22 protein-coding genes are annotated in these 25,906 nt (G+C 67.5%); 10 read left to right on the plus strand and 12 right to left on the minus strand.

What is annotated here, in order from left to right; translation table 11 throughout:
• Positions 1 to 236: 236 nt before the first annotated feature.
• Positions 237 to 1,415 (minus strand): acyltransferase, encoded by a 1,179-nt coding sequence (locus VD972_RS18940; protein ID WP_324988949.1) that lies wholly within the window; start codon positions 1,413 to 1,415, stop codon positions 237 to 239.
• 206 nt (positions 1,416 to 1,621) lie between these two features.
• Between VD972_RS18940 and VD972_RS18945 the strand changes: the two genes are divergently transcribed.
• On the plus strand, positions 1,622 to 2,434 hold the full coding sequence (locus tag VD972_RS18945; RefSeq protein WP_324988951.1) for a hypothetical protein: 813 nt from the start codon (positions 1,622 to 1,624) through the stop codon (positions 2,432 to 2,434).
• Between the two features lie 57 nt (positions 2,435 to 2,491).
• The gene (fliB, locus tag VD972_RS18950) at positions 2,492 to 3,751 is read left to right on the plus strand and encodes a flagellin lysine-N-methylase (RefSeq protein ID WP_324988953.1); all 1,260 of its coding nucleotides are present in this window, start codon (positions 2,492 to 2,494) and stop codon (positions 3,749 to 3,751) included.
• 12 nt (positions 3,752 to 3,763) lie between these two features.
• Here fliB and VD972_RS18955 read toward each other — a convergent pair whose 3' ends face one another.
• Positions 3,764 to 4,525 carry an SDR family oxidoreductase gene (locus tag VD972_RS18955; RefSeq protein WP_324988955.1) on the minus strand — a complete coding sequence of 254 codons (762 nt, stop codon included), beginning with the start codon at positions 4,523 to 4,525 and terminating at the stop codon, positions 3,764 to 3,766.
• A 637-nt stretch (positions 4,526 to 5,162) separates the two neighbouring features.
• Here VD972_RS18955 and VD972_RS18960 point away from each other — a divergent pair.
• The gene (locus tag VD972_RS18960) at positions 5,163 to 6,482 is read left to right on the plus strand and encodes an aminotransferase class I/II-fold pyridoxal phosphate-dependent enzyme (protein WP_324988957.1); all 1,320 of its coding nucleotides are present in this window, start codon (positions 5,163 to 5,165) and stop codon (positions 6,480 to 6,482) included.
• Between the two features lie 3 nt (positions 6,483 to 6,485).
• On the opposite strand, the gene VD972_RS18965 is transcribed toward VD972_RS18960, so the two are convergent.
• The 3 genes from VD972_RS18965 to VD972_RS18975 are packed head-to-tail and all read right to left on the minus strand — an operon-like array spanning position 6,486 to position 10,664.
• A complete protein-coding gene (locus VD972_RS18965) occupies positions 6,486 to 7,670 on the minus strand; it encodes an iron-containing alcohol dehydrogenase (RefSeq protein ID WP_324988959.1) in 1,185 nt (394 codons plus the stop codon).
• Between the two features lie 46 nt (positions 7,671 to 7,716).
• Complete coding sequence (locus VD972_RS18970) at positions 7,717 to 9,174, minus strand: glutamine synthetase family protein (protein ID WP_324988961.1); 1,458 nt, start codon at positions 9,172 to 9,174, stop codon at positions 7,717 to 7,719.
• A complete protein-coding gene (locus VD972_RS18975) occupies positions 9,174 to 10,664 on the minus strand; it encodes an aldehyde dehydrogenase family protein (RefSeq protein WP_324988963.1) in 1,491 nt (496 codons plus the stop codon). Before VD972_RS18975 ends, VD972_RS18970 begins: the two co-directional genes overlap by 1 nt.
• 77 nt (positions 10,665 to 10,741) lie before the next feature.
• On the opposite strand from VD972_RS18975, the gene VD972_RS18980 reads away from it, so the two are divergent.
• The 4 genes from VD972_RS18980 to VD972_RS18995 all read left to right on the plus strand — a co-directional run bounded on the left by VD972_RS18980 (position 10,742) and on the right by VD972_RS18995 (position 13,764).
• A complete protein-coding gene (locus VD972_RS18980) occupies positions 10,742 to 11,479 on the plus strand; it encodes a glutamine amidotransferase (protein ID WP_324988966.1) in 738 nt (245 codons plus the stop codon).
• A 12-nt stretch (positions 11,480 to 11,491) separates the two neighbouring features.
• A complete protein-coding gene (locus VD972_RS18985; protein ID WP_324988967.1) occupies positions 11,492 to 11,938 on the plus strand; it encodes a hypothetical protein in 447 nt (148 codons plus the stop codon).
• A 14-nt stretch (positions 11,939 to 11,952) separates the two neighbouring features.
• Positions 11,953 to 12,423, plus strand: coding sequence for a hypothetical protein (locus tag VD972_RS18990; protein WP_324988969.1), 471 nt, complete (start codon positions 11,953 to 11,955; stop codon positions 12,421 to 12,423).
• Between the two features lie 117 nt (positions 12,424 to 12,540).
• The gene (locus tag VD972_RS18995; RefSeq protein ID WP_324988971.1) at positions 12,541 to 13,764 is read left to right on the plus strand and encodes an AI-2E family transporter; all 1,224 of its coding nucleotides are present in this window, start codon (positions 12,541 to 12,543) and stop codon (positions 13,762 to 13,764) included.
• Positions 13,765 to 13,770: 6 nt separating this feature from the next.
• On the opposite strand, the gene VD972_RS19000 is transcribed toward VD972_RS18995, so the two are convergent.
• From VD972_RS19000 to VD972_RS19010, 3 genes are all read right to left on the minus strand, one after another.
• Positions 13,771 to 14,079, minus strand: a complete 309-nt coding sequence (locus VD972_RS19000) for a hypothetical protein (protein WP_324988973.1) — start codon at positions 14,077 to 14,079, stop codon at positions 13,771 to 13,773.
• Between the two features lie 10 nt (positions 14,080 to 14,089).
• The gene (rho, locus tag VD972_RS19005; RefSeq protein WP_324988975.1) at positions 14,090 to 15,703 is read right to left on the minus strand and encodes a transcription termination factor Rho; all 1,614 of its coding nucleotides are present in this window, start codon (positions 15,701 to 15,703) and stop codon (positions 14,090 to 14,092) included.
• A 369-nt stretch (positions 15,704 to 16,072) separates the two neighbouring features.
• Complete coding sequence (locus VD972_RS19010) at positions 16,073 to 16,639, minus strand: carboxymuconolactone decarboxylase family protein (RefSeq protein WP_324988977.1); 567 nt, start codon at positions 16,637 to 16,639, stop codon at positions 16,073 to 16,075.
• A gap of 170 nt (positions 16,640 to 16,809) precedes the next feature.
• Here VD972_RS19010 and VD972_RS19015 point away from each other — a divergent pair, with 170 nt between their 5' ends.
• The 3 genes from VD972_RS19015 to VD972_RS19025 all read left to right on the plus strand — a co-directional run bounded on the left by VD972_RS19015 (position 16,810) and on the right by VD972_RS19025 (position 20,384).
• Positions 16,810 to 18,333 carry a hypothetical protein gene (locus VD972_RS19015; RefSeq protein ID WP_324988979.1) on the plus strand — a complete coding sequence of 508 codons (1,524 nt, stop codon included), beginning with the start codon at positions 16,810 to 16,812 and terminating at the stop codon, positions 18,331 to 18,333.
• Positions 18,330 to 19,676 carry a hypothetical protein gene (locus VD972_RS19020; RefSeq protein ID WP_324988981.1) on the plus strand — a complete coding sequence of 449 codons (1,347 nt, stop codon included), beginning with the start codon at positions 18,330 to 18,332 and terminating at the stop codon, positions 19,674 to 19,676. The genes VD972_RS19015 and VD972_RS19020 overlap by 4 nt, the downstream gene beginning before the upstream one ends.
• Positions 19,677 to 19,916: 240 nt before the next feature.
• Positions 19,917 to 20,384, plus strand: a complete 468-nt coding sequence (locus VD972_RS19025) for a hypothetical protein (protein WP_324988983.1) — start codon at positions 19,917 to 19,919, stop codon at positions 20,382 to 20,384.
• A gap of 575 nt (positions 20,385 to 20,959) precedes the next feature.
• Here VD972_RS19025 and VD972_RS19030 read toward each other — a convergent pair.
• From VD972_RS19030 to VD972_RS19045, 4 genes are all read right to left on the minus strand, one after another.
• The gene (locus VD972_RS19030) at positions 20,960 to 21,118 is read right to left on the minus strand and encodes a hypothetical protein (RefSeq protein ID WP_324988985.1); all 159 of its coding nucleotides are present in this window, start codon (positions 21,116 to 21,118) and stop codon (positions 20,960 to 20,962) included.
• A 790-nt stretch (positions 21,119 to 21,908) separates the two neighbouring features.
• On the minus strand, positions 21,909 to 23,489 hold the full coding sequence (locus VD972_RS19035) for a serine/threonine-protein kinase (protein ID WP_324988987.1): 1,581 nt from the start codon (positions 23,487 to 23,489) through the stop codon (positions 21,909 to 21,911).
• A 156-nt stretch (positions 23,490 to 23,645) separates the two neighbouring features.
• Positions 23,646 to 24,641, minus strand: a complete 996-nt coding sequence (locus VD972_RS19040; protein ID WP_324988989.1) for a trypsin-like serine protease — start codon at positions 24,639 to 24,641, stop codon at positions 23,646 to 23,648.
• A gap of 77 nt (positions 24,642 to 24,718) precedes the next feature.
• Positions 24,719 to 25,717 (minus strand): trypsin-like serine peptidase, encoded by a 999-nt coding sequence (locus tag VD972_RS19045; protein WP_324988991.1) that lies wholly within the window; start codon positions 25,715 to 25,717, stop codon positions 24,719 to 24,721.
• Positions 25,718 to 25,906 lie beyond the last annotated feature (189 nt).

Here is a 25,906-nt window from a genome sequence, read left to right on the forward strand (position 1 = left end):
CGCTCACATCACCTTCAACAACGGGAGCTGGGATGGTGGCATCTACGCGAAGTCGCTGACAGGCAATGCCGAGGGCCACATCAACCCGCTGCACGACCGCGACCTCTGCAACAACCACTGAGCGCACGGCCCACGCCGGACTGTCGGGGTGCTGAGCCTCCGACAAGGGAAGCCTCCCGCAGAGCAGCCGCGGGGGGCTTCGCCGCGAGAGAACCCGCCGGCAGCCGGTGCCCCCCTCACATCTTGGGGGTCAACGAGATCGCGGCCAGCCCATCGCGGGGCGGCTCCTCGATGGCAGGGGGCTTCGGCGTGGGCGCGGACTGCCCGAGGGTCCAGTGGAACAACGGGAGCCCCTTGAACACGACGGAGATCAGCCAGGGGCCCACACACCCCACCAGGATGCCGAGCGCGACGTGCACCCCGGCCAGTGGCTCCGGGAGCACCCGCTCCAGCGCGATGCGCGCCGCCACCACGAAGTAGAGGTGGAACAGGTAGATGGCCATGCTGATCGAGCCCACGAAGACGAGCCGGCTCCAGACGTACTTCCACAGCGCCCCCCACTCCGAGCCCTGGTGGCGCAGGACGACGACCAGCGAGAACAGCAGGCAGAAGCCCAGCGGCCCGTTGATGGTGCGCACCACCTCGTACTGCTCCGCGGGGAACACCGCGTAGACCAGCGTGACGAGCGCCAGGAAGCCCGTGGGCAGCATCACCTGGAGCGCGATCGTCTGCCGCTGGATCGCTCGGCTCACGGGGGCCAGCCAGGGGTAGACGAGCAGCCCCAGGGCGAAGAAGCGATTCCAGTACAGGATGAGCTCGAGGTAGCTCGCCAGCGCGCTCGAGGTGCTCGCGGCCCACGCGCTCACCGCCAGATACAGGAGGACGCCGAGCCCGAAGTAGACGGCGTCGCCCCACCGGCCGAGCGCAGGCGCGGCGAACCTCCGGAACAGCCAGGCCAGCAGCGTGCACCCCACCAGCGCGTGCACGAACCAGAAGATGGAGTACGGCGGGAACCACGTCATGGGCAGCTGGAGGAGCACCTGGAACCACCCCTGCAGCCCCTGGGGCTTGCTCCGCAGCACCTCCTGCATGACGAACAACACGGGCGCCCACACCAGCATCGGGACGAGGAGCCTGTTCACCTTCTTCCGCAGGAAGTCGCCCAGCGACACGTCCGCTCGCCCGAAGGCGGCCACGGCCACTCCCGAGCCCATCAGCATCACGGCCATGTTGAAGCTGTGGATGAGATCGGCCGCCACCCGCAGATCAGCCCGGTCCGTGAGGAAGAGCTTCCTCACCCCGTGGAGCGCGTCTACCCCCAGCACGTGCACGACCACCACGAACAGGATGCCGATGCCCCGCATGCAGAACAGGTCGATGGAGAGCGTCGCGGTGTCTTGCCTGCCGTTGCGCATGCCACTCCTCTGAGGGGCCGTGATCCGAGAAAGCTGCAGCTCCCATCATCACGCAACAAAGGAAAGATTGCGAACCTCTCTCTGCTCTCGGGTTTTACTTGCCTGGAGCCCTTGTAGGAGAAGGTGAGGATTCTGGATTTGCGTGAGAGTCCTGATCCAGAATGCCCGGATCACAGCTCCAGCGAGCGCTGGAAAGGCGGTGGCCCATGTTTCCACGAGAGCTGAGCACGTTCCGGGCGCGCGATCGGGGGCAGGAGTACCTCCAGCACGGCGCGACCTTCCTTCGGCAGAACGCCATCGCGGTGACAGCCCAGGCTCCGCTGGCCTTGCTCACGCGGACCAAGCCGCTCTTCAGCCTCTGGCAGGCCGAGAGCAACGATCAGGATCACCAGATCTTCACGCTCACCGCCGCGGCGGAGATCCGCCCCATGAAGGTGATGACCTCCGAGCCCGGCGTTCACAGCGCTACGGCGGCCGGCGGCCATGAGGTCGCTGCGCTCCGCGCCTACTACCTGCCGTGGCAGTCGAACAATTCCTACTCGATGACGCTGGGTGCGCAGGCGGACTTCTTCTTCACGGCGCCCATGAACGGGTGCGCGTTCTTCGTCACCGGCGACCGTCAGACGCCTACCGTCTACCACTCGAACTACTACCTGGACCCGGACCAGCACGCGCTCACCAACGAGGTTCGCTACCAGCGGCGGCGGGACTTCTACGCGGGCTTCCAGCGGAGGATTGTCGGGACGGCGGGGACGACGGCCCTCCTGCCCGACTTCTACCTGAGTCTGAACGGGGTGATCAGCACCGTCACCAGCGCCTTTGGGTTCCGCGACCGGAACAGCGGGGAGTGGAGCTTCTACTACCATGTCGTCCTCGGCTCGAATCAGCCCTACGCGAACACGAACGCGCAGGTCACGGTCCAGTACAGCAACAAGCCCTACTTCATGACGGGCCCGCTGTGGCCCGTGCTCCAGCAGCCCACCTGGCGCAGCTGGCTGGGCCACTACCTGCTGGGCTGAAGCCGGGCTCCCCCCGAGGTGGCGAGAGAAGCGCCGGGATTGAGTAAGGTGACGGCCATGGCACCTCCGCTCTTCGCCCTGCGGTACATGACGCGCTTCAAGTGCATCGCCCAGGCCTGCGAGGACTCCTGCTGCACGGGAATGAAGGTCCTGCTCACGCAGGCCGACCGCGAGCGACTGACGGCCGCGATGGCTCGCCCGGGGGACAAGGAGGAGCTCGAGGCCAAGGTCTCCCCGCTCCCCGAGCGGCCCGACGGCTTCGAGTCCGAGATCGCCCTGCGCCCGGACCGCACCTGCAGCTTCCTGGAGGGCGACCGGCTCTGCTCTGTCTGGAAGCGCCATGGAGAGTCCGTGCTGCCGGACGTGTGCTCCCTGTTCCCACGCGTGCTCTCGTACCTGGACGAGCGCGTGGAGGTGGCCGGGACGCTGGCCTGTCCCGAGGCCGCCCGGCTGTGCCTGCTGGCCGAGGACTCGCTGGAGCTCGTCGAGGCACCCTCCTCCGTCACCGAGCGTGTGCCGCCCGTCACCCGCGGTACCCCGGAGCCGTACGTGGCGCACCTGGAGGAGGTGCGGGCCTGCGGGGTGGAGCTGCTGGGGCTCACGCGGTACCCCGTGCAGACCCGGCTGATGATGATCGCGGAGCTGGGCTTCCGGACGGCGGGGTTCTTCCACCGGGGGGCGCCCCCGTTCGACCCGGCCCTCCTCCGGGAGGAGCTGGCACGCTCCCGGCGCCCGGAGGTCCAGGAAGAGCTCCACCAGAGCCTCGCCGCGGTGGAAGCGCCGGGAGAGGTGGCGCTCCAGGTGGTGGTCCGGATGCTCACCTCGCTGCAGCCGGCGGGCACGGCCCGGTACAACCAGATGGTCAACGTCATCCTCAATGGCTACATGCAGGCGGCCATGCAGCTCGAGCCGCAGGCGGGAGAGCCGGGAGGGCCCGGCCTCTTCTCGGTGCTCCAGCGGGTGTACGAGGCCCGGCGGGAGCGGCTGGACGCGGTGCTCGGCGAGAAGATCAGCCAGTACTGCACGCGCTACTGCCTCAACGAGTGGTACCGCGAGTGGTACACGAAGTCGCCGGACCTGCTGTCGCACGCGTTCAAGCTGCTGCTGCGCCTGTCCGCGCTGCGGTTCCTGCTGGCCGGGCACCCGATGATCGAGCAGGCCCCGGAGCCCTGTGCCGTGGAGATCTTCCAGATCTTCACCAAGCAGGTGGAGCGCGATCTGCAGCTCATGTCCCTGCTGGATCAGACGCTGACGCCGGAGACGCTGGGCGTGGACGCGGCAGGCCGCGCGGTGCTGTTCGCCAAGGCCTGTGGGTGAGCCGAGGCGCCGCTAGCGGCGCTTGACGTTGAAGGGACCGAAGCCCTGGTCCGCGGGCATGACCTCGACCACGTTCAGGTTCACGTGGGGCGGGCGAGTCACGCAGAACAGGATGATGTCCGCGATGTCGGCAGGAGTGAGGGGCTGCATGCCCTCGTACACCTTGCGCGCGCGCTCGGTGTCTCCCTTGAAGCGGACGACCGAGAAGTCGGTCTCGACCATGCCGGGCTCCACGTCGGTGACGCGGACGCGCGTGCCCACGAGATCGGCCTTCAGGTTCTGCGAGAACTGGTGCACGAAGGCCTTGGTCGCGCCGTACACGCTGCCGCCCGGGTAGGGGTAGGTGCCGGCCACCGAGCCGAGGTTGACGATGTGCCCACGGTTGCGCTGCACCATGCCTGGGAGGACGGCGCGCGCCACGTAGACGAGGCCCTTGCAGTTGGTGTCGATCATCGCGTCCCAGTCATCCAGCGACGCGGACTGGGCGGGCTCCATGCCGAGCCCCAGGCCGGCGTTGTTGACGAGGATGTCCACCTCAGAGAACGGGGCCGGCAGCGAGGAGAGCGCGGCCTCGACACTGCTGCGCGAGCGCACATCCAGCTCGAGGACGTGGGCGGGCGTGGCCAGCTTCGCCGCGAGCGCTTCGAGCCGATCGCGGCGGCGGCCCGCCAGCACGAGCCGCGCCCCGGCCTGCGAGAGGGTGATGGCGCAGGCCTCGCCAATGCCCGCACTCGCGCCGGTGATGAGGGCCGTCCTTCCATTGAGGGATTCCATGGACGAGGACTCTACACGAGGCGGACGTGCGGAGCCGTTGAGGCAGGAGCGGGGCCCCGGATTCACGCATCCCCACGGTCCAGCGTCTCTCAGGCCTGAGCCGGACCGCCTGGGTGAAGGGGACCGCGAACACCTGGGTGATGTCCCGGGCTTGCTGGCCCAGCGTGGCCGCCCGCTGCTGGTTCTCCTGGGCCAGGGCCTCCTGGGAGCGGGCTTCCAGCGCCAACAGCCCCAGGATCACCGCCGTCACCAGCGCGCCTCCCAGCAGTGCTGCCCGCGCCGTCCGCCTGCGCCGCTTGCGCCGGGCCTCCCGCTGCTGGCTGATGTCGATGAAGCGCCGCAGCTCTGTGTCCATGTCCATGTCCGTGCCGCGCTTGTGCCGTACCTCCAGCGCGTATCCCAGGCGGCTGCCGGTGAGCAGGTAGCAGCGCCTCCACCAGCTGGCTGCCCTCGAGCCACTGCTCCAGGATCTGCGTGAACCGATCGCGCTTGATGGCGACCTGGCAGACCTAATGGAGGCGGCGGGAATCGAACCCGCCGCTGGCCGGCTTCGTATTCGTGGCCGTCTACGGCGCACGCGCCCGTCCATACCAAGTATGGTGCCCTTACCGAGCGCCAGGCCGGTCAGGAGACCACGATGTCGATACGCACACTGATCGCACAGTACGGCCACGATGCCATCCGCGACTTTGAGATCGCGGCGCGGTTGTTCGCCCGCCGCAACACCGATGTGGTGAAGCTGTCGGTGGCGGAGAACGTGCTGCTGTTCCCCGAGCTCATCCAGCAGATCCACCAGCTCGAGCCGCTCGGGAGCCAGGATCTCATGTACACCGACGCCTATGGCACCGAGCAGATGCGCGAGCGCACCGCTGCCATGCTGAACCGGACCCTGGGCCTTGGCGAACCCGGGCTCGACGCACGGCACGTGTCGGGGTTCTCGAGCACGCGCGCGGCCCTGCTTCGGCTGCTCGAGCCGCTGGCCGGCCCCGGCGTGCCTTACTTCCTGGTCCCGACACCGTGCTGGCAGGGCTTTGAATGGGTCCTCGAGGACGCGCTGGGCGGACGCATCGAGAGGGTGGCGTCGAGCCCTCGCAGCGGCTTCGCCCTGAGCCTGAGCGAGATCAAGCAGGCCTACGAGCGCGCGTTGCAGCGGCAGGGTCGCGAGCCCGTCGCGCTGGTCTTGACGAACCCCGGCAACCCGGTGGGGCGCAACATCCCGCGGCCGCAGCTCGAGGAGATCACGGCTTGGCTGCTCGATAGCACGGGGATGCAGCTCGTCTCCGATGAGATCTACGCGCATGCCCAGGCCAACGGATCCGCCACGCCGTTCACCAGCGTCCTGGCCCTCGACTGCGCCCGGAAGCCGAGCGCGTGGGGCCGGATCCACGTCGCCTGGGGCTTTGCCAAGGACTTCGGGCTCTCCGGCTTTCGCATCGGCCTCTATCTGTGCCGCGACGAGGCCCGCCAACAAGAGGCGCGAAAGAATGCCCAGTGGAGCCCCTTCGACAGCTACAACTCGGTGACCATGGCGAGCAGCGTCTTGGGCGCTCAGGGCGAGTCCGGGGAGAGGCTCATGACCCTGTTCAAGGAGCGGCTGAGCCCCCTGCATGAATCCGTCCGCAAGACATTGGAGGCCGAGCAGATTCCTTTCACGGACCACACCAATGCCGCCTTGTTCTTCTGGCTCGACCTTCGTCGATGGCTGGACCTCGTGCCCGCGGATTTCGAGTGTCCGCAGGAGCTGCTGGAGCGCGAGCTGCTCTCCACGTCCATCGATGATCGGGAGAACCGCCTGCGCGAGTACCTGGTGTGCATGGCGAGGGTCGACCTCGCCCCTGGCACTCAGTTCTTATCCTCGGAGCCGGGGTTCTTCCGGATGTGCTACACCGCCGCCGAGCCAACGAAGGTGCTCGATGGGGTCCGGCGGATGGGTGCCGTGCTGCGCAACCTCGGCTAAGGCTTAGAACGCCTCGCGGACCATCATGAGCAGGTCCGCCTCGGTGCACTTGCGCGGGTTGCTCAGGTGCGAGGCATCCTCGAAGGCCTTCGCGGCGATGCGGGGCAGATCCTGCTCCTGCACGCCTGCATCCCGCAGCCGCGAGGGGATTCCGATGGCCGCGTTCAGCTTGCGCACCCGCTCGATGGCGTGGCCCGCCAGCACGTCCTCGCGCATGTTGACGAACTCTCCCAGCTCCACGGCCACGCGCGCCAGTCGCGCCGTGGTCATGGGCCGGTTGAACTCCATCACCACGGGCAGCACGATCGCGTTCGCCAGGCCGTGGTGCACGCCGGAGATGGGCGTCAGCGCGTGCGCCAGCGCGTGGCAGGCGCCCAGGCCCTTCTGGAAGGCCATGGCCCCCTCCATCGCCGCCACCATCATGTCCGCGCGGGCCGCGATGTTGCTGCCCTCCTTCACCGCCGTCACCAGCGAGCGCCCCACCCGCGCGATGCCGTCAATGGCCACCGCGTCCGCCAGCGGGTGGAAGCCGTTGGCGAGGTAGGCCTCCAGGCAGTGCGTGAAGGCGTCCATGCCCGTGGCCGCCGTCACTCCCGGCGGCAGCCCGAGCGTCAGCTCCGGATCACAGATGGCCGCCTTGGGCAGCAGGTGCGGGCTGAAGATGACCGTCTTGCGCCCGGTGTCCTCCAGTGTCGCTACGCCGGAGCGGCTCACCTCCGAGCCCGTCCCCGCAGTCGTGGGGATGGCGATGAGCGGCGGCAGATCGTCGCGCACGTACTGGTCCCCGCCCTTGGCATCGTCGTAGCGAGACAGCGGCGGCTCGTGCGTGGTGAGGAGCTGCACCAGCTTGGCGGCGTCCAGGGGGCTACCCCCTCCGAGCGCCACGATGCCGTCACACCCGCCTCGCCGGTACGCCTCCAGCCCCGCGAAGACGTCCTTCTCCGTGGGGTTCGGCTCCACACGGTCGAACACCGCGTACTCCACCCCCGCGGCCTTCAGCTCGTCATAGATGCGCTGGGCCAGCCCCGCCTTCACCACGCCCGCGTCCGTCACCACCAGCGGGCGCTTCATCTTCAGCCTCGCCACCTGCGCGGGCAGACGCTTCAGGGCGCCCACGCCGAAGACGATCTTCGTGGGCCAGGACATCTCGGTGACGCGAATATCGGACGGCATATCGAACGGCTGCATCGTAGTGGACCCGGTCCTTCCGTACTCTAGCGGGAAACCCGCATCCTCAAATGAGCTCCAGGTAGCGCTCGAGCTCCCAGTTCGTCACGGCGCGCTCATACTGACGCACCTCCCACTTGCGCGTGCGCACGTAGTGGTCCACGAAGTCCTCGCCGAGCAGCTCTCTCGCGCGCTCGGAGTTCTCGAGCAGCGTCACCGCTTCCTTCAGGTTGCGTGGCAGCGGCTGGGCAGTGGCCTCGTAGCCGTTGCCCGAGCACACGGGAGGTGGCTCCACCTCGTTCTGGATGCCCCACAGGCCCGCGGCCAGGCTCACGGCCATGCCGATGTACGCGTTCATGTCCGCGCCGAGCTGCCGGTACTCCAGCCGCATGGACTTGGGGCTGTCGCCGATGACGCGGATGGCCGTGGTGCGGTTCTCCCGGCCCCACGTCGCCGTGGTGGGCGCCCACGTGTTCTCCGCGCTGCGCTTGTAGCTGTTCACCGTGGGCCAGTAGAGCGCCGTCAGCTCCGGCATCAGCTCCACCTGTCCGCCCAGGTAGTGCCGCATCGTCTGGCTCATGCCATCCGGCGCATCCTCGTCATGGAACGTGTTCCGCTGCCCGCTGAGCGTCCACAGCGACTGGTGCACGTGCCCCGAGCACCCCGGCAGCTTCGCGTTCACCTTCGCCATGAAGGATGCCGTCAGCCCGTGGCGGGCGCAGATCTCCTTCACCACCGTCTTGAAGAGCACCGCCTTGTCCGCGGCCTTCTCCAGCTCGTCGTAGCGGATGGCGGCCTCGAACACGCCCGGCCCCGTCTCCGTGTGGAAGCCCTCGATGTCCACCCCGAAGGCGTTGCACCCGTCGATGATCGCATGCACCAGCGGCGAGTTCAGCGAGGTGCGCAGCCACGAGTAGCCGAACATGCCCGGCGTGAGCGGCGTCAGCCCCTGGAAGCCCTTCTCCCTCAACGAGTGTGGCGTCTCCTTGAAGATGAAGAACTCGTACTCGGCGCCGAACTTCGGCAGGAAGCCCATGTCCCTCGCGCGCCGGGCGATCTTCTGCAGGAGCTGCCTCGGGCTGGCCCCGAAGGGCGTCCCGTCCGCGTTCACGAAGTCCAGCAGGAAGGCCGCCGTGTCCGGCTCCCAGGGGATGATGCGCCCGGAGGACACGTCCACTCGGGCGCTCGCGTCCGGGTAGCCGGTGTGCCAGCCCGTCACCTGGGTGTTGTCGAGCAGCTCGTCGGCCAGATCCCACCCGAAGACGACGTCACAGAAGCCCAGCCCGCTCTTGGCCGCGGAGAAGAACTTGTCCAGGGAGATGTACTTGCCACGCCACACCCCGTCGATGTCCACCGCGCCCAGCTTCACCTTGCGGACGCCCTTCTCCTCGAACCACTTGCGCAGGAAGTCCACGCCACCGGGCTCGCGCACGATCGAGTGCACGTTGTCGCTCTTCTCCTTCGCACGCGCGCGCCGCGCCATCACCGGGTGGGAGATGATCTTCGCCTTGGAACGCGTTCCCATCACAGGACCTCCGGAAGCTTCGTCCACACAGCTTTGTATTGGAGGTAACCCTCCAGTGCGTGGTGGGACAGGTCCCGGCCCCAGCCGGACTCCTTGTAACCACCGAACGGCGCCGCATCGTCGAACTCGTTGAAGCAGTTGATCCACACCACGCCGCTCTTCACCTTGCGCGCCAGGGCGTGCGCCTTCGCCACGTCGCGCGTCCAGATCGAGGCCGCCAGGCCGTAGGAGGTGCCGTTGGCGATGTCGAGCGCATGCGCCTCGTCCCGGAACCGGATGCAGCTCAGCACCGGGCCGAAGATCTCCTCCTGGGCGATCTTCATCTCCGGCTGCACGTCCCCGAAGATCGTGGGCTTCACGAAGTGGCCCTTCGCCTTGGCCCCCTGCGTGTCCCGCTCGCCGCCGGTGAGCAGCCTGGCGCCCTGCTTCTTGCCGCTGTCGATGTAGCTCAGGATCGTCTCGAGCTGGCGCGCGCTGATCTGCGAGCCCATCTCCGTCTCGGGATCCAGCGGGTCGCCCACGCGCATCCTCTGGGCGCGCTCGGTGAGGCGGCCGACGAATGCGTCATAGGCCTTCTCGTGGACGAGCACGCGGCTGCCCGCATTGCAGATCTCCCCCTTGTTGCCAAAGATGCCCCAGAAGCACGCCTCCACCGCGGTGTCGAAGTCCGCATCCGGGAGGACGATCTGCGGGCTCTTGCCCCCCAGCTCCAGCGACAGCTTCTTGAGGTTGCTGGCGGCGGAGGCCTGCAGCAGGCGGCGCGCGGTGCGCCCCGAGCCCGTGAAGGAGATCTTGTCCACGTCCGGGTGCCGCGCCAGCGCCTCGCCCGTGGGATCGCCGTAGCCCGTCACCACGTTGAGGACCCCCGGCGGGAAGCCCGCCTCCAGGGCGAGCGCCCCCAGCTTGAGCGCGGTGAGCGGCGTGAGCTCCGAGGGCTTCACCACCACGGTGCAGCCCGCCGCCAGCGCCGGCCCCAGCTTCCAGCACAGCAGGCACGTGGGGTAGTTCCACGGGACGATGGCGGCCACCACGCCCAGCGGCTCCTTGAGGCAGTAGGTGAGGAAGGGGCCGTCCACCGGCAGCACCTCGCCGGTGATCTTGTTCGCCCAGTCGGAGAAGTAGGCCAGCGTGGCGGCCCCCGGACTCACGTCGCCGCGGAGGGCCTCGCGGAACGTCTTGCCGTTGTTCATCGACTCGACGAGCGCGAACTCCTCGCGCCGCTGCCACAGCAGCTCCGAGAGCCTGCGGATGAGCTTGCCGCGATCGCTCGGGTTCATCCGGCTCCAGGGCCCGGACTCGAAGGCGCGGCGCGCGGCCTTCACGGCCTTGTCCACATCCGCCCCGGTGGCCGAGGGCACGTCGCAGATCTTCTGCCCGGTGGCAGGGTTCATCACCGGAAGGGTTCCTCCCTCCACCGGGTCCACAGGCTGGCCATCAATGAGCAGCTTGAGGGCGGGGAGCTGAGGAGCGAGCGAGCGAGCGTCGGTCATGGAGAGTCCTTTTGGGATCGGCGAAGAACGGTAGGGATGGCCTCCAGGTGCGGCAACCCGGTATGGAGCGTCGTGAGATGAAGAACGTTCTGTTGCTGAAAGCAGGAGAGGCCGCGGCCTCGGTGCGCCTCTCGGTGGGCGACTACGACCGGTGGTTTCTGCAGACCGTGGGACTGTCCGGTTATCGATTCGAGGTCCTCCCCACACACCAGGACGCGAAGCTGCCGGAGGACGTGGCGCGCTATGACGCGGTGATGATGACGGGCTCGCCGCTGTCGGTGACCCAGCTGGAGCCCTGGATGGAGCGCGCGGCGCAGTTCATGGTGGACGCGGCGGAGCGGGGTGTCCCGGTGCTCGGGGTGTGCTTCGGCCACCAGCTCCTGGCGCACGCCTATGGAGGACGCGTGGTGCGCAATCCGCTCGGCCGCGAGATCGGCACCGTGGAGGTGGAGCTGACCGCGGTGGGGCGGATGGACCCGCTCTTCCGGGGGTTGCCGCAGCGCCTCGCCGTGCAGGCGACCCACGAGGACATCGTGCCCGAGCCTCCCGAGGGGACGGTGGTGCTCGCGGGCAACGCCAACACGGCGGTCCAGGCGCTGGCCTTCCGGCCGTGCGCCCGAGGTGTCCAGTTCCATCCAGAGGTGCAGCCGGACGCGATGCGGGCCCTCATCCAGGCCCGGGCCGAGCGGCTCGAGGCGGAGGCCACCGCGCGCGGCCAGCCTCCCGGAGAGCGCGTGCCGAAGCTGCTCGCTGGCATCGCTCCCACTCCCTATGGTCGGCAAATCCTGGTCAACTTCCTGGAGTCCTTCCTCTGATACGAGGTCCCCGTGAACCGCGCCCTCCTCCTCGCTCCCCTCTTCCTGCTGCTCTCCTGCTCCGACAGGGACTACTGCGCCGAGGCCCCGCGCTGTGATGAGGCCTACGCCATCAACTGTGAGCCCTCCTGCACGGTGGGCCCCTGCTCCACGGGGCCGCACCTCCTGGAGTGCGAGGCGGGCGAGCGCTGCACCGTGGTCGTCGGAGACTCCAGCTCCCCGCGCTTCTTCCGCTCGCGTGCGCTCTGCGTGGAGGAGGGTTCCGCCTCGTGCGATCCGGCGACCGCGCCCGCTCCTGTGTGCGAGGAGCAGGGAGTCATCACCGGCTGCAGCGGCTACAAGCGCGTCATCCGGACATCGTGCTCCCAGGCGGCGCTCTACTTCACGGAGTCCAAGTGTTGCCGGGAGACTCCTCAGGTCGACGGCGGCCCGATCGACTCCACGGACGGTGGGCGCTGAGCCAGGGAGGACAAATGACTTCGCGCTGGGATCACCTCTTTGAGTCGAAGCCCATCCCCATCCTGGACCACCTCCTGGAAGAGGTTGCCCGCCTGCTGACCAAGGATCTCTCGCAGTGGCCGCCGCCGGTGCAGGAGCTCGACCTGGACGTCGGCGGCACGTTCGCGCCCCTCTTCCTGGAGCACCCGCCGCGGCCCTCGCCGGCCGTCTACGACGAGGCGCTCCGGCTGTCCCACTGGGAGCTCGAGCGCGAGTTCGAGGCGTATGACGACTACATGCGCAACAAGCGCTACCTCGAGCGGGGGCTGGCCCCCACGGATCGCCTGGCGCTGCTCTTCCTCAACCGCTGGCTCGTGGAGCAGATGCTGGGGCTGGGCGAGGCCACCGAGGGGCGCGTGAAGCGCCCGATGATGCGTCAGATCCTCGACAAGGTGGAGGCGCGGCTGCGCCAGGTCCAGCCGCCCCCCTCTGGGCTCGTCCTCTGAGGGGTGGCAGTCCTCCTATGGGGCCCAACGACCGAGCGTCCCTCCCCGCTTCCCTGAATGTCTGTCCAGGAGGTGAAGTCTTGTCGCAGGGGCGGCACCTCTGCGATAAGCCGCGCCATGCTGCAGTCCCTCGATGCCTCCGCCGAGCGCCGGAAGCGGCTCATCCTCCTCGCCTGCCTGTGGGCAGCCATTGCGGCGGTGCTCCTCCTCTTCCGCTCGGTGGTCATGCCCTTCGCAGGGGCGGCCCTCATCGCCTACCTCGTGCAGCCGCTGGTGGCGCGCATCACCCACCTGAGGGTGGCGGGGCGTGCCATCCCGCACTGGGTGGCCATCCTCCTCATCTACGCCCTCTTCTTCGTGGGCGTGTACCTCTTCTTCATCGCGCTGGTGCCTCAGCTCTACCGGGAGCTGGCGCGCATCAGCCGGGACGGGGTGGCCTTCGTCAACTCGCTCACCCCGGAGTACCTCCAGTCGCTCGCCCACCGCCTCGAGGAGTGGCTGAGCGGCTATGGCATTCCCATCGAGCTCTCCAACCGCGGGGTGGCGGGAGAGGACGTGTCGCCGGCCTCCTCCTTGAGCTTCGCGGTGGATCTGGCGCAGCTCCTCAAGGACACCGTGGCGCGCCTGTCCGTGCTGCTGCGCGAGAACCTGGGCAACATCGTCGGCGTCTCCCGCAGCATCATCGGGGGGGTGCTGGCCGGCGTCTTCGGCCTGTTCTTCATGCTCATGGTGGCGGCCTTCTTCTCCATCGACGCGCAGCCCATCCGCCGCTACTTCGGCACGCTCATCCCTCCCGAGTACGCCGCTGACGCGCGCACGCTGCTGGAGCGCATTGATCGCTCGCTGGCCGGCGTGGTGCGCGGCCAGGTGACGATCTGCGTGGTGAACGGCACCCTCACCGCCATTGGCCTGCTGGTGTTCGGGGTGAAGTTCGCCTTCCTGCTGGCCACCATCGCCACCTTCTTCAGCCTCATCCCCATCTTCGGGACGATCATCAGCTCGGTGCCCATCGTCCTCATCGCGCTGGCGGACGGCTTCCAGAAGGGGCTGGCCATCCTCCTGTGGATCATCGGCATCCACGCGCTGGAGGCCTACTTCCTCAACCCGAAGATCATGGGACAGGCGGCGCGCATCCACCCGGTCATCGTGGCCTTCAGCCTCATCGCCGGCGAGCGCCTCTTTGGGCTGGTGGGCGCCCTGTTCGCAGTGCCCATCGCCGCGCTCTTCGTGGCGTGCTTCGACTTCGCGCGCGTCAAGGCCCAGCCTACTCCCGCCGTGGAGCTCGCAGCGGCCGCGGAGGCCCCGCCGGCCGTACAGCCCGCGCGGCCACCGGCGCCCTGAGGCGCCTCACTGGCAGGCGGCCGCGCAGCGCGAGTCCCGGCACACGGCGATGCACCGCCCACAGTCGATGCTGTTGGGCTCGCACGTCCCCGTGCAGCGCACGCTGGAGCAGTTCGGCGCCTCCGAGACGTGCGTAGGGTGGGTGCCCTCGCCGCAGCACCCGTTGGGCGCGCAGTCGCTGTCCCGGTAGCAGATCGTGTCGGAGATCCCCGGGGGGATCTCCTCGATCGGATCGATCGGCTCGCACCCCACTCCGAGCCCAAGCACGACACCCACAACGACGGCGGCCAGAGCTGCAGAGTCGGGGCGGCGCATGGAGCTCCTCCTAGCGGTTCATCGAGCCAAGGAAGTCGGGGTTGGACGGCGTGGGGCGCATGTGCTTGAGCACGAACTCCATCGCGTCGATCGGCGTGAACGGGTGGAGCACCTGCCGCAGGGCCGTGATGCGGATGAGATCCGACTGGGGCAGCAGCAGCTCCTCCTTGCGCGTGCCGGACTTGTTGATGTCCAGGCAGGGGAAGATGCGCTTCTCGAAGAGCTTGCGGTCCAGGACGATCTCCGAGTTACCGGTGCCCTTGAACTCCTCGAAGATGACCTCGTCCATGCGGCTGCCGGTGTCGATGAGCGCGGTGCCGATGATGGTGAGGCTGCCGCCCTCCTCGATGTTTCGCGCGGCGCCGAAGAAGCGCTTGGGCTTGTGCAGCGCGTTGGCGTCCACACCACCGGAGAGGATCTTCCCGGAGGCCGGCACCACGGTGTTGTAGGCGCGGGCCAGGCGGGTGATGGAGTCCAGCAGGATGCACACGTCGTACTTCTGCTCGACCAGGCGCTTGGCCTTGTCGATGACCATCTCCGCCACCTGCACGTGGCGCGTGGCGGGCTCGTCGAAGGTGGAGGACACCACCTCGCCGCGAACGCTGCGCTCCATGTCCGTCACTTCCTCCGGGCGCTCGTCCACGAGCAGCACCATGAGGTAGACATCCGGGTGGTTCTTGGCAACCGCGTGCGCGATGTTCTGCAGGAGCACCGTCTTGCCGGCCTTCGGCGGCGCCACGATGAGGCAGCGCTGACCCAGGCCAATGGGGCAGAACATATCGATGATGCGCGTCGTCATCTCCGCCCCGTCGTGCTCCAGCTTCAGCTTGCGCGTGGGGTAGAGCGGCGTGAGGTTGTCGAAGAGGATGCGCTCGCGGGCCGCCTCGGACAGCGGGTCCACGAAGTTGACGCGGTCCACCTTCTGCAGCGCGAAGAAGCGCTCGCCCTCGCGGGGCTGGCGGATGGGGCCGGTGATGGTGTCGCCGGGCCGCAGGTTGAAACGGCGCACCTGGGACGGGGAGACGTAGATGTCGTCCGGGCTGGGCTGGTAGTCGCTGTCGGAGCTGCGCAGGAAGCCGAAGCCGTCGCTGAGCAGCTCCAGCACGCCCTCGGCGAGGACCTCGAAGCGCTTGTCGGCGATGCCGGACAGCAGCGCGAAGATCAGGTCCTGCTTCTTCAGACCCTGGTAGCCCTCGATGTTGAAGTCGTGGGCCATCTTCGCCAGCTCGGTGATCTTCATCCGCTTCAGGTCATTGAGCTTGATGACCTGCATGGGAGCGCCGTCGCGCGTCACCTCGGTGACGGAGGGCATCTCGCCGTGCTCGGCGGAGGCGGGGGCCTCGGCGGGCTCGGCGGCCTCGACGGCCCGGGCCTCCTGGAACTCCTCGTCGCGCACGGGGCGCGGCATGGGCGTCAGCACGGGGCGAGGAGGCTCAGCGGCCCGCTCCTCGGCCTCGGGCTCAGGGGCCTCCTCGTCGCGGCGGGCGGCGGTGCGGCGGCGCGCGGGGCGCTCGGGTTCCTCCCGCTCGGCGGCTTTCGCCGCCGTCTTGCGACCGCGCTTGGGGCGCTCGTCGGCGGTGAGATCAGTCTCAACTTTCTCTTTGGTGGAGCGGGCTTTGCGCATGATGGGGGTGCAATGCTGGTGGGGGAGCGCCCGAAGGCCCGAGCGCGTGGCTGTTGTCGGGAAGATTTCGCGGGGTGCGAACGAGCACCATCCGGGCGACATTGCTCGACCCGCCTGGGTCCTGGGAGGACCGTGGGAGAGTCGCAGGGTGGTTGGGAAGAAGGGGCACCAGGGGAACCCTGACGCCTTGAACCGTGAGGCACGTTATTGACGCCCCCCGGACCTGTCAAGGCATCGTCGCCTTGCCTGCTCCCCGACGTCTCCTGGTCGGCAGGCCCTTCCCTAGGGCGGTAACCCTGCATTGGGCGGAATTCTTCCCTCCCGGATCCTTCTTCCGGTGGGAGGCGGGCCCGGAGCCTTGGGTCCAGGCTAGTGGGTGGGCAGCTCGCACTGCTCCGAGAAGCCCGGGGGCGGGATGCCCAGGGCCTGAATGAGCCTCCCCCAGTAGTTGACCTGGGCGGAGGTGCTGGCCAGGACGACCAGCTCGCGCTCGGTGAAGTGCGCCTTCAGCTCGCGCACGAGCTCGGGCGGGACGGAGATGGGGCTCTGGGAGATGGCCTTGCAGTAGCGCATGACCAGCCGCTCCCGTGGCGCGAGGCTGCTCACCGCCTCGGCCTCCACGCTCCCCTGCAGCGCCGCCAGCTCCTCGGGAGTGAGTCCTGCCTCCTGGAGGCCAGCGGAGTTCATGTCGATGCAGAAGGGGCAGGAGATGGCGAACGAAGTCTGCAGCCGGGCGATCTTCAGCAGCCGCGCGTCCACCTTTCCCTCGCGATGAGCGATGAGGGCCTCCAGCGCCCCCGAGCCGATGGCCGCCTTGGGATACCAGGCGAGGAGCCGCGCGGGCAGCAGCGTCTTCCCGGCGACACGCTCCGAGAACCAGATGCCGATCCTCAGGTACCAGGGGATCCGCCTGGGAGGTTCAATGAAGGCTTGCATGGGGACTCCTCTGGGCAGCAACTTGCTCCAAGACCCCGGAGCCGACAAGCGTGCGTGACTGATCGGAAATGTCGGGACTTTGGGTGCTCAAGATCGGCCATTGCGGTGAGGAAGGAGCCCAGGTGGAGTAGCCTGGACCCTTCGCCTCCTCTGTTGGGCGAGCCCTGAGCATGCGCCGTCCTTCCCTGCCGCTGTGCCCGCCGCTCTCCTCTTCCGGGTTGGCCCGGAGCCTGTGCCTGGCGCTGGCCTTGAGCTCCGCAGCGCTGGCCGCCGGGTGTGGCACCACCCAGTCCGCCCTGCCCTTCGTGCCTGCGGATGCGCCCCTGCGCTACTCGCTCTACCTCAACCCTCAGGGGCAGCTGCGGGGCGAGGAGTGGGCAGTGGCCCTCATGGGCCACTCCACCCACCGTGAGCAGGTGTTCCTCCAAGCCGAGCAGGGCCTGTTCCCCGCCTCCGAGACATGGCTCTCCCTGGAAGCCGTCTGCCGCGGCGCCGGAGCGTTGCTGGCCCAGGAGCACGCCAGGCCCGGGTGCACGCTGCTGCCCTCTGAGGCCGGCTGCGAGTTCAACTGGAACCCCGTGCGCGCCCTCATCCCCGGTGAGGGGCCCGGCCGCCAGCGCCTGCTGGACACCTATAGAGAGGGCTACGACGCGCGCTGGGCCCAGCTCCTGCCGGGCTTCCACGCCAAAGCGGAGTCGGCTCGCGCCACCCTGCTCATGGCCGGAGCCACCCTGGGCCGCACTCCGGCGGCGGCAGAGTCCAAAGCCGCGACAGCAGAGAGCCGCGCGGCGGCGGCTGAGGGCCGAGCGGCCACCGCCGAGGGCAGGGCCTTGAGCGCAGAGGCTCGCGCGCTCGCCGCAGAGGGAGAGGCGGCGGGTGCACGAGCCTCCCGGTTGGTGTCCGCCGAGTCGCTCGGGCTGCGCCGGGCCCTGAGCGCCGAGGAGGCCACCGCTCTGGAAACACGGCTGTTGGAGCTGGAAGCCGAGTCCATCGGCAAGCGGGTAGCCTTCTCCGCTCAGGAGCTACGCAGCGGCAGACTCGCTCCCACACCCAAGCCCTCGCAGCTGGCCGCCGAGGACTCCCTGCGGTGGAACGAGTTCGAGGCCTACCGCTTGCGCCGCTTCCACGAGCTGCGCTCCCAGTGGCCCGGCGGCAAGAGCTCGCTCTCCGTGAAGCCTCCCCTGCGCTGGGAGGACTACCGCCAGCTGCGCAATCACTTCCAGAGCTGCCATGACTTCGAAACCCGCGTGGGCGGCATCCTGCTTCAGGAACTGGAGCTGCCCGCTGGCTCCCACAGGCTGCTCGCGGGAGCCCAGCAACCTCTCCTCGCCCGCCACGTCGGCACAAAGAAGAGTCCCCAGGCCGAGGTGCGCTACCCGGACTTCCTCGCCGTGGACGAAGCCTCGCTCCACAAGGCCAGCGGGCCTCGCGTCGAGTCCGTCAGCGTCAAAAAACGCGACTTCTCCAGGCTCAGCAAACAAGAGGTGGAGCAGAAGGTGCATACCGACATCCTGGAGGCCACAACCCAGTATGGCGGCAGGTTGGAGGTGCGGCGCCCGGGACACCCTCTCTACGGACGCACCGTCCAAGTCTCCAAGGTCCACCTCATCTACCAAGCCGAAGGCGTCAGTGGGTGGCGGAGTCTCATCCAAGATATCTGCAAACAATTCGGCGTGGAGGTGCATTTCGAATGACGAGCTATGAGGAATGGAACCGCTCGGATGATCTCTCTCTGCGCCTCTACTTCTCGAACAACCCCCTGGATGAGGGGCCTGAGGGGCTAGAGGAGGTGCTGCACATCATTGAGCAAGACTCTGGCTTCCTCATGCCAGACAAAGTGATGGGCAGACGGACCTTCCGCTACTCCCGGCAACGCGCTCGGGAACAGCTCATGCAAGTCACTCCCATCTACAGCTCGCTGCTGCTGCCCAAGAAGAAAGGCGAAGTCCAAGGAGGCTGGAGCCTGCGCTTCGGAGGAGTCAGCGGAGGCTTCAACATGGATCTGCACTTCTCACCATTGAGCTTCTTCCGCCAAGAAGCCACGGCACAGGCCCGCTGCCAACAGGTGACAGGCGTGGTTCGCGCACTGTGCCAGCGCCTGGGCCCGGTGGACTATGGCTTCGCCCACAGCCACGCGGACACGTCCCTCGGCAATGATCCGCACAAAACGGACCCCACCTCTGCTCCTGGTGCCTACGAGGCCTACTGGCTCAACGTGTACGGCAAGGCCTTGGTGGACTCCCTGGGGCGCCAGCGCGTGCTCTCCCTGCCTGCCCACTCCGTCGAGCCCCTTCCCTGTGGCGGCGTCCTCTGGCTCTCCACACCCAGCCTCTCCGACTTCGACAGCCCTCAAGCACGCCTCGCTCAGGCCCGCTGCCTCGTCCACCTCCGTCCCGAACTCCGCCTGGAGGAGGTCGAGCGCTCCCTCCTCGAGCGCAGCCTCGCCTTCCAACCCCTGGACAAGCACTTCGACCCCGACATCGCAGGCCTCATCGAGCTCATCCTCCAGCGCTCGACCACTCTGTCCACCCGCCGTAAGGAGATCGAGCGCTACAACCTCTACCGTCCTCCTCCGGTGGCCGAGTGGTTGCCGGCCCACGAAGTCCAGACCGATGTGGAGGACCCTGCGCGCAAGCTCGCCTTCTACGAGGTGCAGGCCGAGTCCCTCATCGCCATCCTCCACACCCGCATCCCCTCCGTCCTGGGCCAGGAGCCCGGCTCCATCATCGAGGTGGATAACTACGTAGGGCGTGAGCGCTGGGCCGAGTTCAAGGAGCACATGCCCCCTGCCAAGCGCGACCTGCTGGTGCCCATGCTCGGCGGCTATCTGGGGGAACTGCTCGTCAAACACCTCGGCGGGCGCTGGGTGCCTCGCCGCTCTCTTCTTGAGGCCGCCGTTGTCGTCGGGCCTCGCGCCTGGCTTCCCTTCCTTCGCGCCCACCACCTGCTCCAACTCCCCTCCAACGTTCTGGGCGCCTCCCTCGACTTCACGCTCTCTCAGTTCTTCCACCAAGCCGTCCGCCTCGCCAGCGTGTGAACGGCTTCCTGGATCGCGATTCCTGGGAGGGGGCTCGGGTACGGGGAGGATGTTGGGAAGTCCCGCACCGCGAGCCGTAGCCCTGACTCAGAGCCTGCACCATAACTGAGGCCCTGGTTCTTCATGCTGACTTACTGTGGTTACGCGCACGTACGTATGCCGCCTCAGGTACGCCATATCTATAGTCACTTGTGGCCCATGATTTCTGCTTTAGGTTGGCCTCAACCCTAGGAGGCCTCCATGTCGTCGACCCAATCTCCGCCTAACCCCAGCCCTCTTTACGACCACCAAGAGGCCCGGGAAATGCTCTCCGAGCTGACGAAAGACTGGGAGGTCCACAAAGAAGCCCGGAAGGTCGCCGGACGGAAGCTCATGGAGGAATTCGGCGACATCGCCACGCAGCTTGGCATCACCGTTCAGGACGTCACGTCCCAATGGAGGGGTAGCACGCTAGTCCTGAAATGCTTCCCGAACCCCGGGACTACCGGAGTACTTCTCAGTCTCAGTGGCGATACCCTCCTACTCAGATTGGACGCCCCGACGGCCGAGTTCCGCACTCTGTCCTTGCGCTTCAATGCTGGCGACAGGCGCTTCGAGGGCATGGAGATTGACCAAGAAATCGTGCCGGTCCCAGGCGAACGGCGCGCCCGCCGTCGCAGCGCGCTGGCAGTGCTCGTCCGCGAGATCTTCAATACCGTAGGCACGTAGTTTCTCGTCCGATAAAGATGGGGGCGGTTCCGGCGTCGCTCCACTCTGACAGGCCCTTACTGGGCGCCCTGTCCGGGCTTGATGCTTCCCGGACGATATGGGGCTTTACAGCGGGCCGGCGAGGAATCGTGCTCCTCGCCGGCCTTGGTGTTCTGGCGCTATCTGGCGCCCACTCCTCAACTAGCTGAGCCGTCAGCTCGCCATGGATACCGCCCAATTTTTGCCGACTCGGGGAATGGCACCCAGCGGCAGCCACCGCACCCCAGCAATTCGCCGGATGACGGCTTCTTTGACCAACGAATGAGTTCCCTCTCTCTGCAGATTTGTACCAGCTTCTCGGTCTCTTGGTCTTCGTAGAGGTCAGCCACCATTGGCCGTCCCTCCAGCCACTCCTTCGTCTCTTGCTGCAGCCCAACTCCCAGAGGCATGGGGTTCAGTACGGCAGTGAGGCAGTCCCAATCTTTCCGCATTTCGTTACGCATATCTGATTTCCATGATTGCGAGGGCAGGGCCCTCGGTGAAGGCGAGGCGGAAGTGCCTCTGCCCACTTCTGTTTTCAGCCACAGCGAGGCTCCTTACCTCTGTGCGTTTCCGAAGAGGTCGGGCTGCTCCTCGCCCATGGCGATGGCCTGCGCCCGGTCCGCGAGCAACGCGAGCTGTGCAACGTCCACCGCCACCCCTTCCTTCCCCTGCTTCTCCAGCTTCCTCCTGGTCTCGCGCAGGAACTTGGCCACCAGCCGGTACGTGCCCTTCTCGTCAGCGCACTTCGTTTTCCGCCTGGACCCATCGCTGCCCGCCCGAACGGCTCCACTCCACTCCGAGTGCTGAGAGCGCCATGGCCTTCCCGATGCTCCTCCCCCAGGCCTCCGCGCCCATGACGGGGATTCCGTTGCCGTTCCTCTCCCTCCAGCGCTTGTCGCTGCTGCCGACGAGCACCAGCGGCGTGGCCGTGCGGCCTCCCGCTGTCTCTTCCTACAGCACGGCCGGCAGCCCCTGCAGCACGGCCAGTTCCCGGGTGGTGAGGGGCCTGTGCCAGCAGCCCGAGAGAGGGGCTGATGACGACGGGCATGAGCCCTTTGCTCGGCACCTCCCAGCCCTCGGCGAGGAGTTGCAGGGCGAGGCGCAGGTCCATCACGAGGCGTGCAGCTGGTCTCGGGTCCGCCACCGCGCCAAGTCCGTTGTCGAGTTGCAAGCAACCGGTGACGGTGCGCGCCGGGTGCTGCCATTCCAGCACTCCGTAGAAGCCGTTCCGCACCGACCACCCCCAGCTGCTCCAAGACGCGCGGGTCCGCCACCGAGGCCTGGGCGTTCCCTCCGCTCACACTGTGCTGATTACTCCGGCTGTTGGCTCTCTACATCCCCAGCCCCTCCAAGGTGCGCCTGTTCTCCACTGCCGCGAGGGCCCTCTCCCGGACTGCTCACCGTGGGAGAAGGGTCTCCCAGGCCTGCACGAGGTGGCGGCGATGCACCTCTCTGCGCCTCTGTTTCGAGGCTATGGGGCTGGCGAGTTGCTCCTCGACCCGCTCACGGTAGATCCGTGGTGGGCTCGCGCTGGGCAGACCACGAAGGCACGTAACAGGCTCCATTCCACTCGTACGCGTCTGCCTTGCATGGGGGCGCGGTAGCCCCCAGCAGGTACCAGCACCCGCCGCGGATTTCCGTCTCGCTCCCCTTGTTGCAGGGAGGCTTTCGCTGACCAGGGCGGGGCTGCTCGGGCAACGGCAGCCCCACCGCTGACACGCTCTCGCTCGCGGCTTCGGGAGTGAACGCTGAAAGAGGAGCGCTCGCTGCGCTGTCTCCCACGGCCCCTTCGCCCCCGTCGCGAGACTCTCCCGCTGAAGGCGCCTGCGCCACCCACTGTCCTCGGTGCAGCCACACCCCGAGGACTCCCGCCAACAGCAATCCCATCCCGGCCACTGCCGCCTCGGCTCCCCACACGCGCACGCGGGCCCGATGCGGCGCCGACTTCATCGCCTCCCTGGAGCGCTCGCGATCACCCTCTGCGCCCCGCTCCACCTCACTCCTGGCCGACACGTCCTGCCCAACGCCGCGGCGCTCCCCCTGCTCCTCCGCCTGCCGCTGCACGAACTGCTCCCTTGCTGCGGCGTCCCGCCCCTCGGCCAGCCGCACCGCCTCAAGAGAGCGCCAGCAAGGGCGCTGTTCGGCCCCCCACCCGAATAGCAGACCGTCCACCTCAGGCCTCGAGCTTCGCTCCGCCTGCTCCAGCGCCTTGACCGCCTTCAGTGCCTCGCCGTGGAAGCGCTCCACGGGCGCAACGGCCAGCAGCCTCAGAATGAGGGCATCCAGTTCCCGGCTCACTCGAGGGTTGAGCTCACTCGGGCGCCGAGGCCCGGCTCCGCCCTCGCGCCACACCTCCGCCCCGGGCTCCCCAGGGTCGGTGGACGGCGGGTACTCGTCCGTCACCAGCCGGTACCCCATCACTCCCAAGGCGAACAAGTCATCGCACGCGCTGGCCGGGTAGATGATGGTGGGGTGGCGCCGGAACGCCTCCAGGAACACCCACGCCTCGGGGCTGCGGTAGGCGGGTGTCCCCGGTGGCAACAGCTTCGAGGTGAGCGTGGCCGCGCCCCGGTAGTGCCCTGCCCCGAAGTCCATGAGGAAGGCCCGGCCGTCCCCCCGTCTCACCAGCACGTTGGGGCCCTTCACGTCCCGGTGCAGCCCCCCGGCCGCATGCGTGGCCTCCAGCGCTCGCGCCACCTGCGCCACCAACCCCAGCACCTGACGCTCGGTGGGGTTGCGCCGCGCTGCCCACTCGTAGAGTGGCTCACCGTCCACCCATTCCATCACCAGGTACGGAAAGGCTCCCGTGGCATGCTCCCACACGCCCTGCGCGTACAACCTGGGCACGTGGGGACTGAGGATGCGAGACAGCAACCACGCCTCGCGCTCGAAGCGCTCATCCCCTGGGTGGATGGCCAGCTTCAGCGCGAACACGCCGGCCTCCTCCTGCCCTTCCCGCTCCACACAGTACAGCGTGCCGTAGCCGCCTCGGCCTCCGTAGCCCACCACTCGCCACGGCCCTACCCGCATTCCCACTGGAAGGCAGAGCGGATCCACTTGCTGCACGAACTGCTGCGTTCCCACGAGCGTTCTCCAGCGAGAGGGCGTTCACCTCCCTCCGCTCCTCCACCCTACCTCACAGGTCCTCAGAGGCGCTCTCTTCCGGGAGCCCGAGGCCACGAGCAGCTTCGGCGCAGTTCAAGGGCGCACCTCTGACGAAGCCGGGGCTCCACTCGGATCCTAATCCATCTCCCCGTTCCTCACGGCCCTGAGCTTCGCGCGCAACCAGTCCAGGTACTTGTAGGTGCTCGTGTACACCGACAACACCATCGGCGGGCCGTGTGTTGATCGGGCAATGCCCACCAACTCCAGGGCTCCTTTCCGCTCCCGCAAGCAAGGCCCTCCACTGTCCCCGCTCTCCGCGTATGAGCCCCTCCTTCGAATGAGCTCGGGTCTCTCGCCGCTGTAGCCAGGAGAGATTTCAAGAGGCCTGCCAATATGGAAGGTCGTGCCATCATCCTTGATGGACACGACCTCGTTTTCGCCGTAGCGCCGCACCAGCTCTTCTGCGTCCAGGGCAACTCGCGTCGTCCCGAGACCCACCAGAATGACTCGCTCCTGGAGCTGAACCGGCTTCTCCGCCAGCCTCACAGGCTCCACCCAGCCTCGCACGGGTTGATCCAGGACGATCATCGCCAGATCGGCATGGCTGGAGTCCGTGCGGCTCTCCCAGCCAATGCGCTCCTCGCTTTCCCTGTAGGTGATCCGGATGTCCTCGTGGACATGAACCTTCCCGCGGTACGGGCCGATCCTTTCGCCCGGCAGGGCCTCGAATCCCTTGCGAATCATGGTGCGGAGGGACTCTCCATCCACCTTGTAACGCATCATCGTGACGGCCGTTGTCTCCACACAGGTCGACCTGTCGATGAAGCTCGCCTCAGCCGCCTCAGGTGGAACCGATTTCCTCGCAAGGCACACACAGTGGCCCGCGGTGAGGACCACGCGTGCGTCGATGAGCACACCGCTGCAGGTCCGCTCCCGGATTCCCTGGCCTGGAACAAAGAACCGTGTCTTGAGGGCCGCCGTGAACAGGTAGCGATTCTGGCTGTCGATGCGGCTCTCCGACACAACGTCGATTTCACTGCCTAGCTGCACCTCCGCTGGGACGTATTCCGGCGCGGGGTGCTCAGCAGGTGTACTCCCGGCACACCCAGCGCCCATGAGCATCGCCACCATGAGCCCGGCTCTCAGGCCATGGCCCGCCCCTCGTTGGACCCTCTCTTCGCTCGGTTCCAGGTTCAATCGAGCCTCGGCTATGGGGAGCGCGGGGGCAGCTTCCGTGCCTCCACGCGCTGAATCTCTCCTCGCAGCCAGTCACGAAATCCGTACGTGCTCGTGACCGATTCTCCCTCTCCGAGGTTCCTGCCCGAGAGCCCCACGATCTCGAGGCTGTCGGCGGTCTCTCGTAGGCACGGTCCTCCGCTCTCGCCTCGGTAGTGGTGACCTCCCGGCTGCTCGATTCGCATCCGCCCCCCTCCCGAGGGCAGCACCTGGGTCACCTTGTTCCTGCTGAAGTGCCGCTCTCCATCATAGTAGCGGGCCACCTCGTCATAACCGGAGCCCACGATGATGAGCAGCTCGTTGAGCTGAATCTCTTCCTCTGCCAAGGGCAGGGACCGGAACTCCTTGCCCACGGGCTCATCCAGCAGGATGAGGGCCACATCCCAGGCGCTGGACTCCACCTGGCCCTGAGCGTCCAGCTGGATCCGGAACTCTGGGTGGAGCCGCACCGCTCCTGACTGATAATGGAAGCTTCCGGCGGTGTCGTCCTCCACCCCCTCGCGGGGTTCGTAGAGCATCGTCTTCACCGTCGCCTCTTTCGCGCAGGTTGTCCCGTCCATGAGTGCGGCCCCTCTCCTCGCCCCATCCACCCCTGGCCGCTGTAGGCAGACGCAGTGCCCCGCGGTCAGCACGAGGCGCCGGCTGATGAGCGCCCCGCCACATATTTTCAGCTCCTCCTGCTCAGGGAAGTCCACCCGTACCCGGACAGCCGACCGGTAGCGGTTCGCCACATCGATCTTGCCCGCCAGCGGCAGCAGGTGGGTCTCAATGACCAGGTCCCTGACCGCCCTGCCGAAATTGACCCTCTCGAAGCCACCGTCTACTGGCTCATCCAAGAGGATGCTCATGTCCGGGGTCTCGGCCCCCTTCGCCGGCTCGCGATCCTGGCACCCGTCGCAGGACAGCAGCAGCGAGAACGCCGCCAGCGCCCCCGCGAGCCTGAGCAGGAAGGAGCGCCGCTCTCTTCTCATCCCTGTTGCCTGACGCCGGGAGCAGACTGCGGACATGGGGTTCATCTTATCGCTCCATTCCGCCCAAGAGGCTGGCCATCAGTGCAGCCCAGGCCGAATGCGTCAGTCCCACTCCGGAGGCAAGCGACGCCAACCTGTCAGACAAGCAGTCCGGTTCGCACAGCGCGCACCGCCCGGGTGGAGCGACTG

Source organism: Hyalangium sp., from assembly GCF_035629615.1.
Lineage (GTDB): Bacteria > Myxococcota > Myxococcia > Myxococcales > Myxococcaceae > Hyalangium.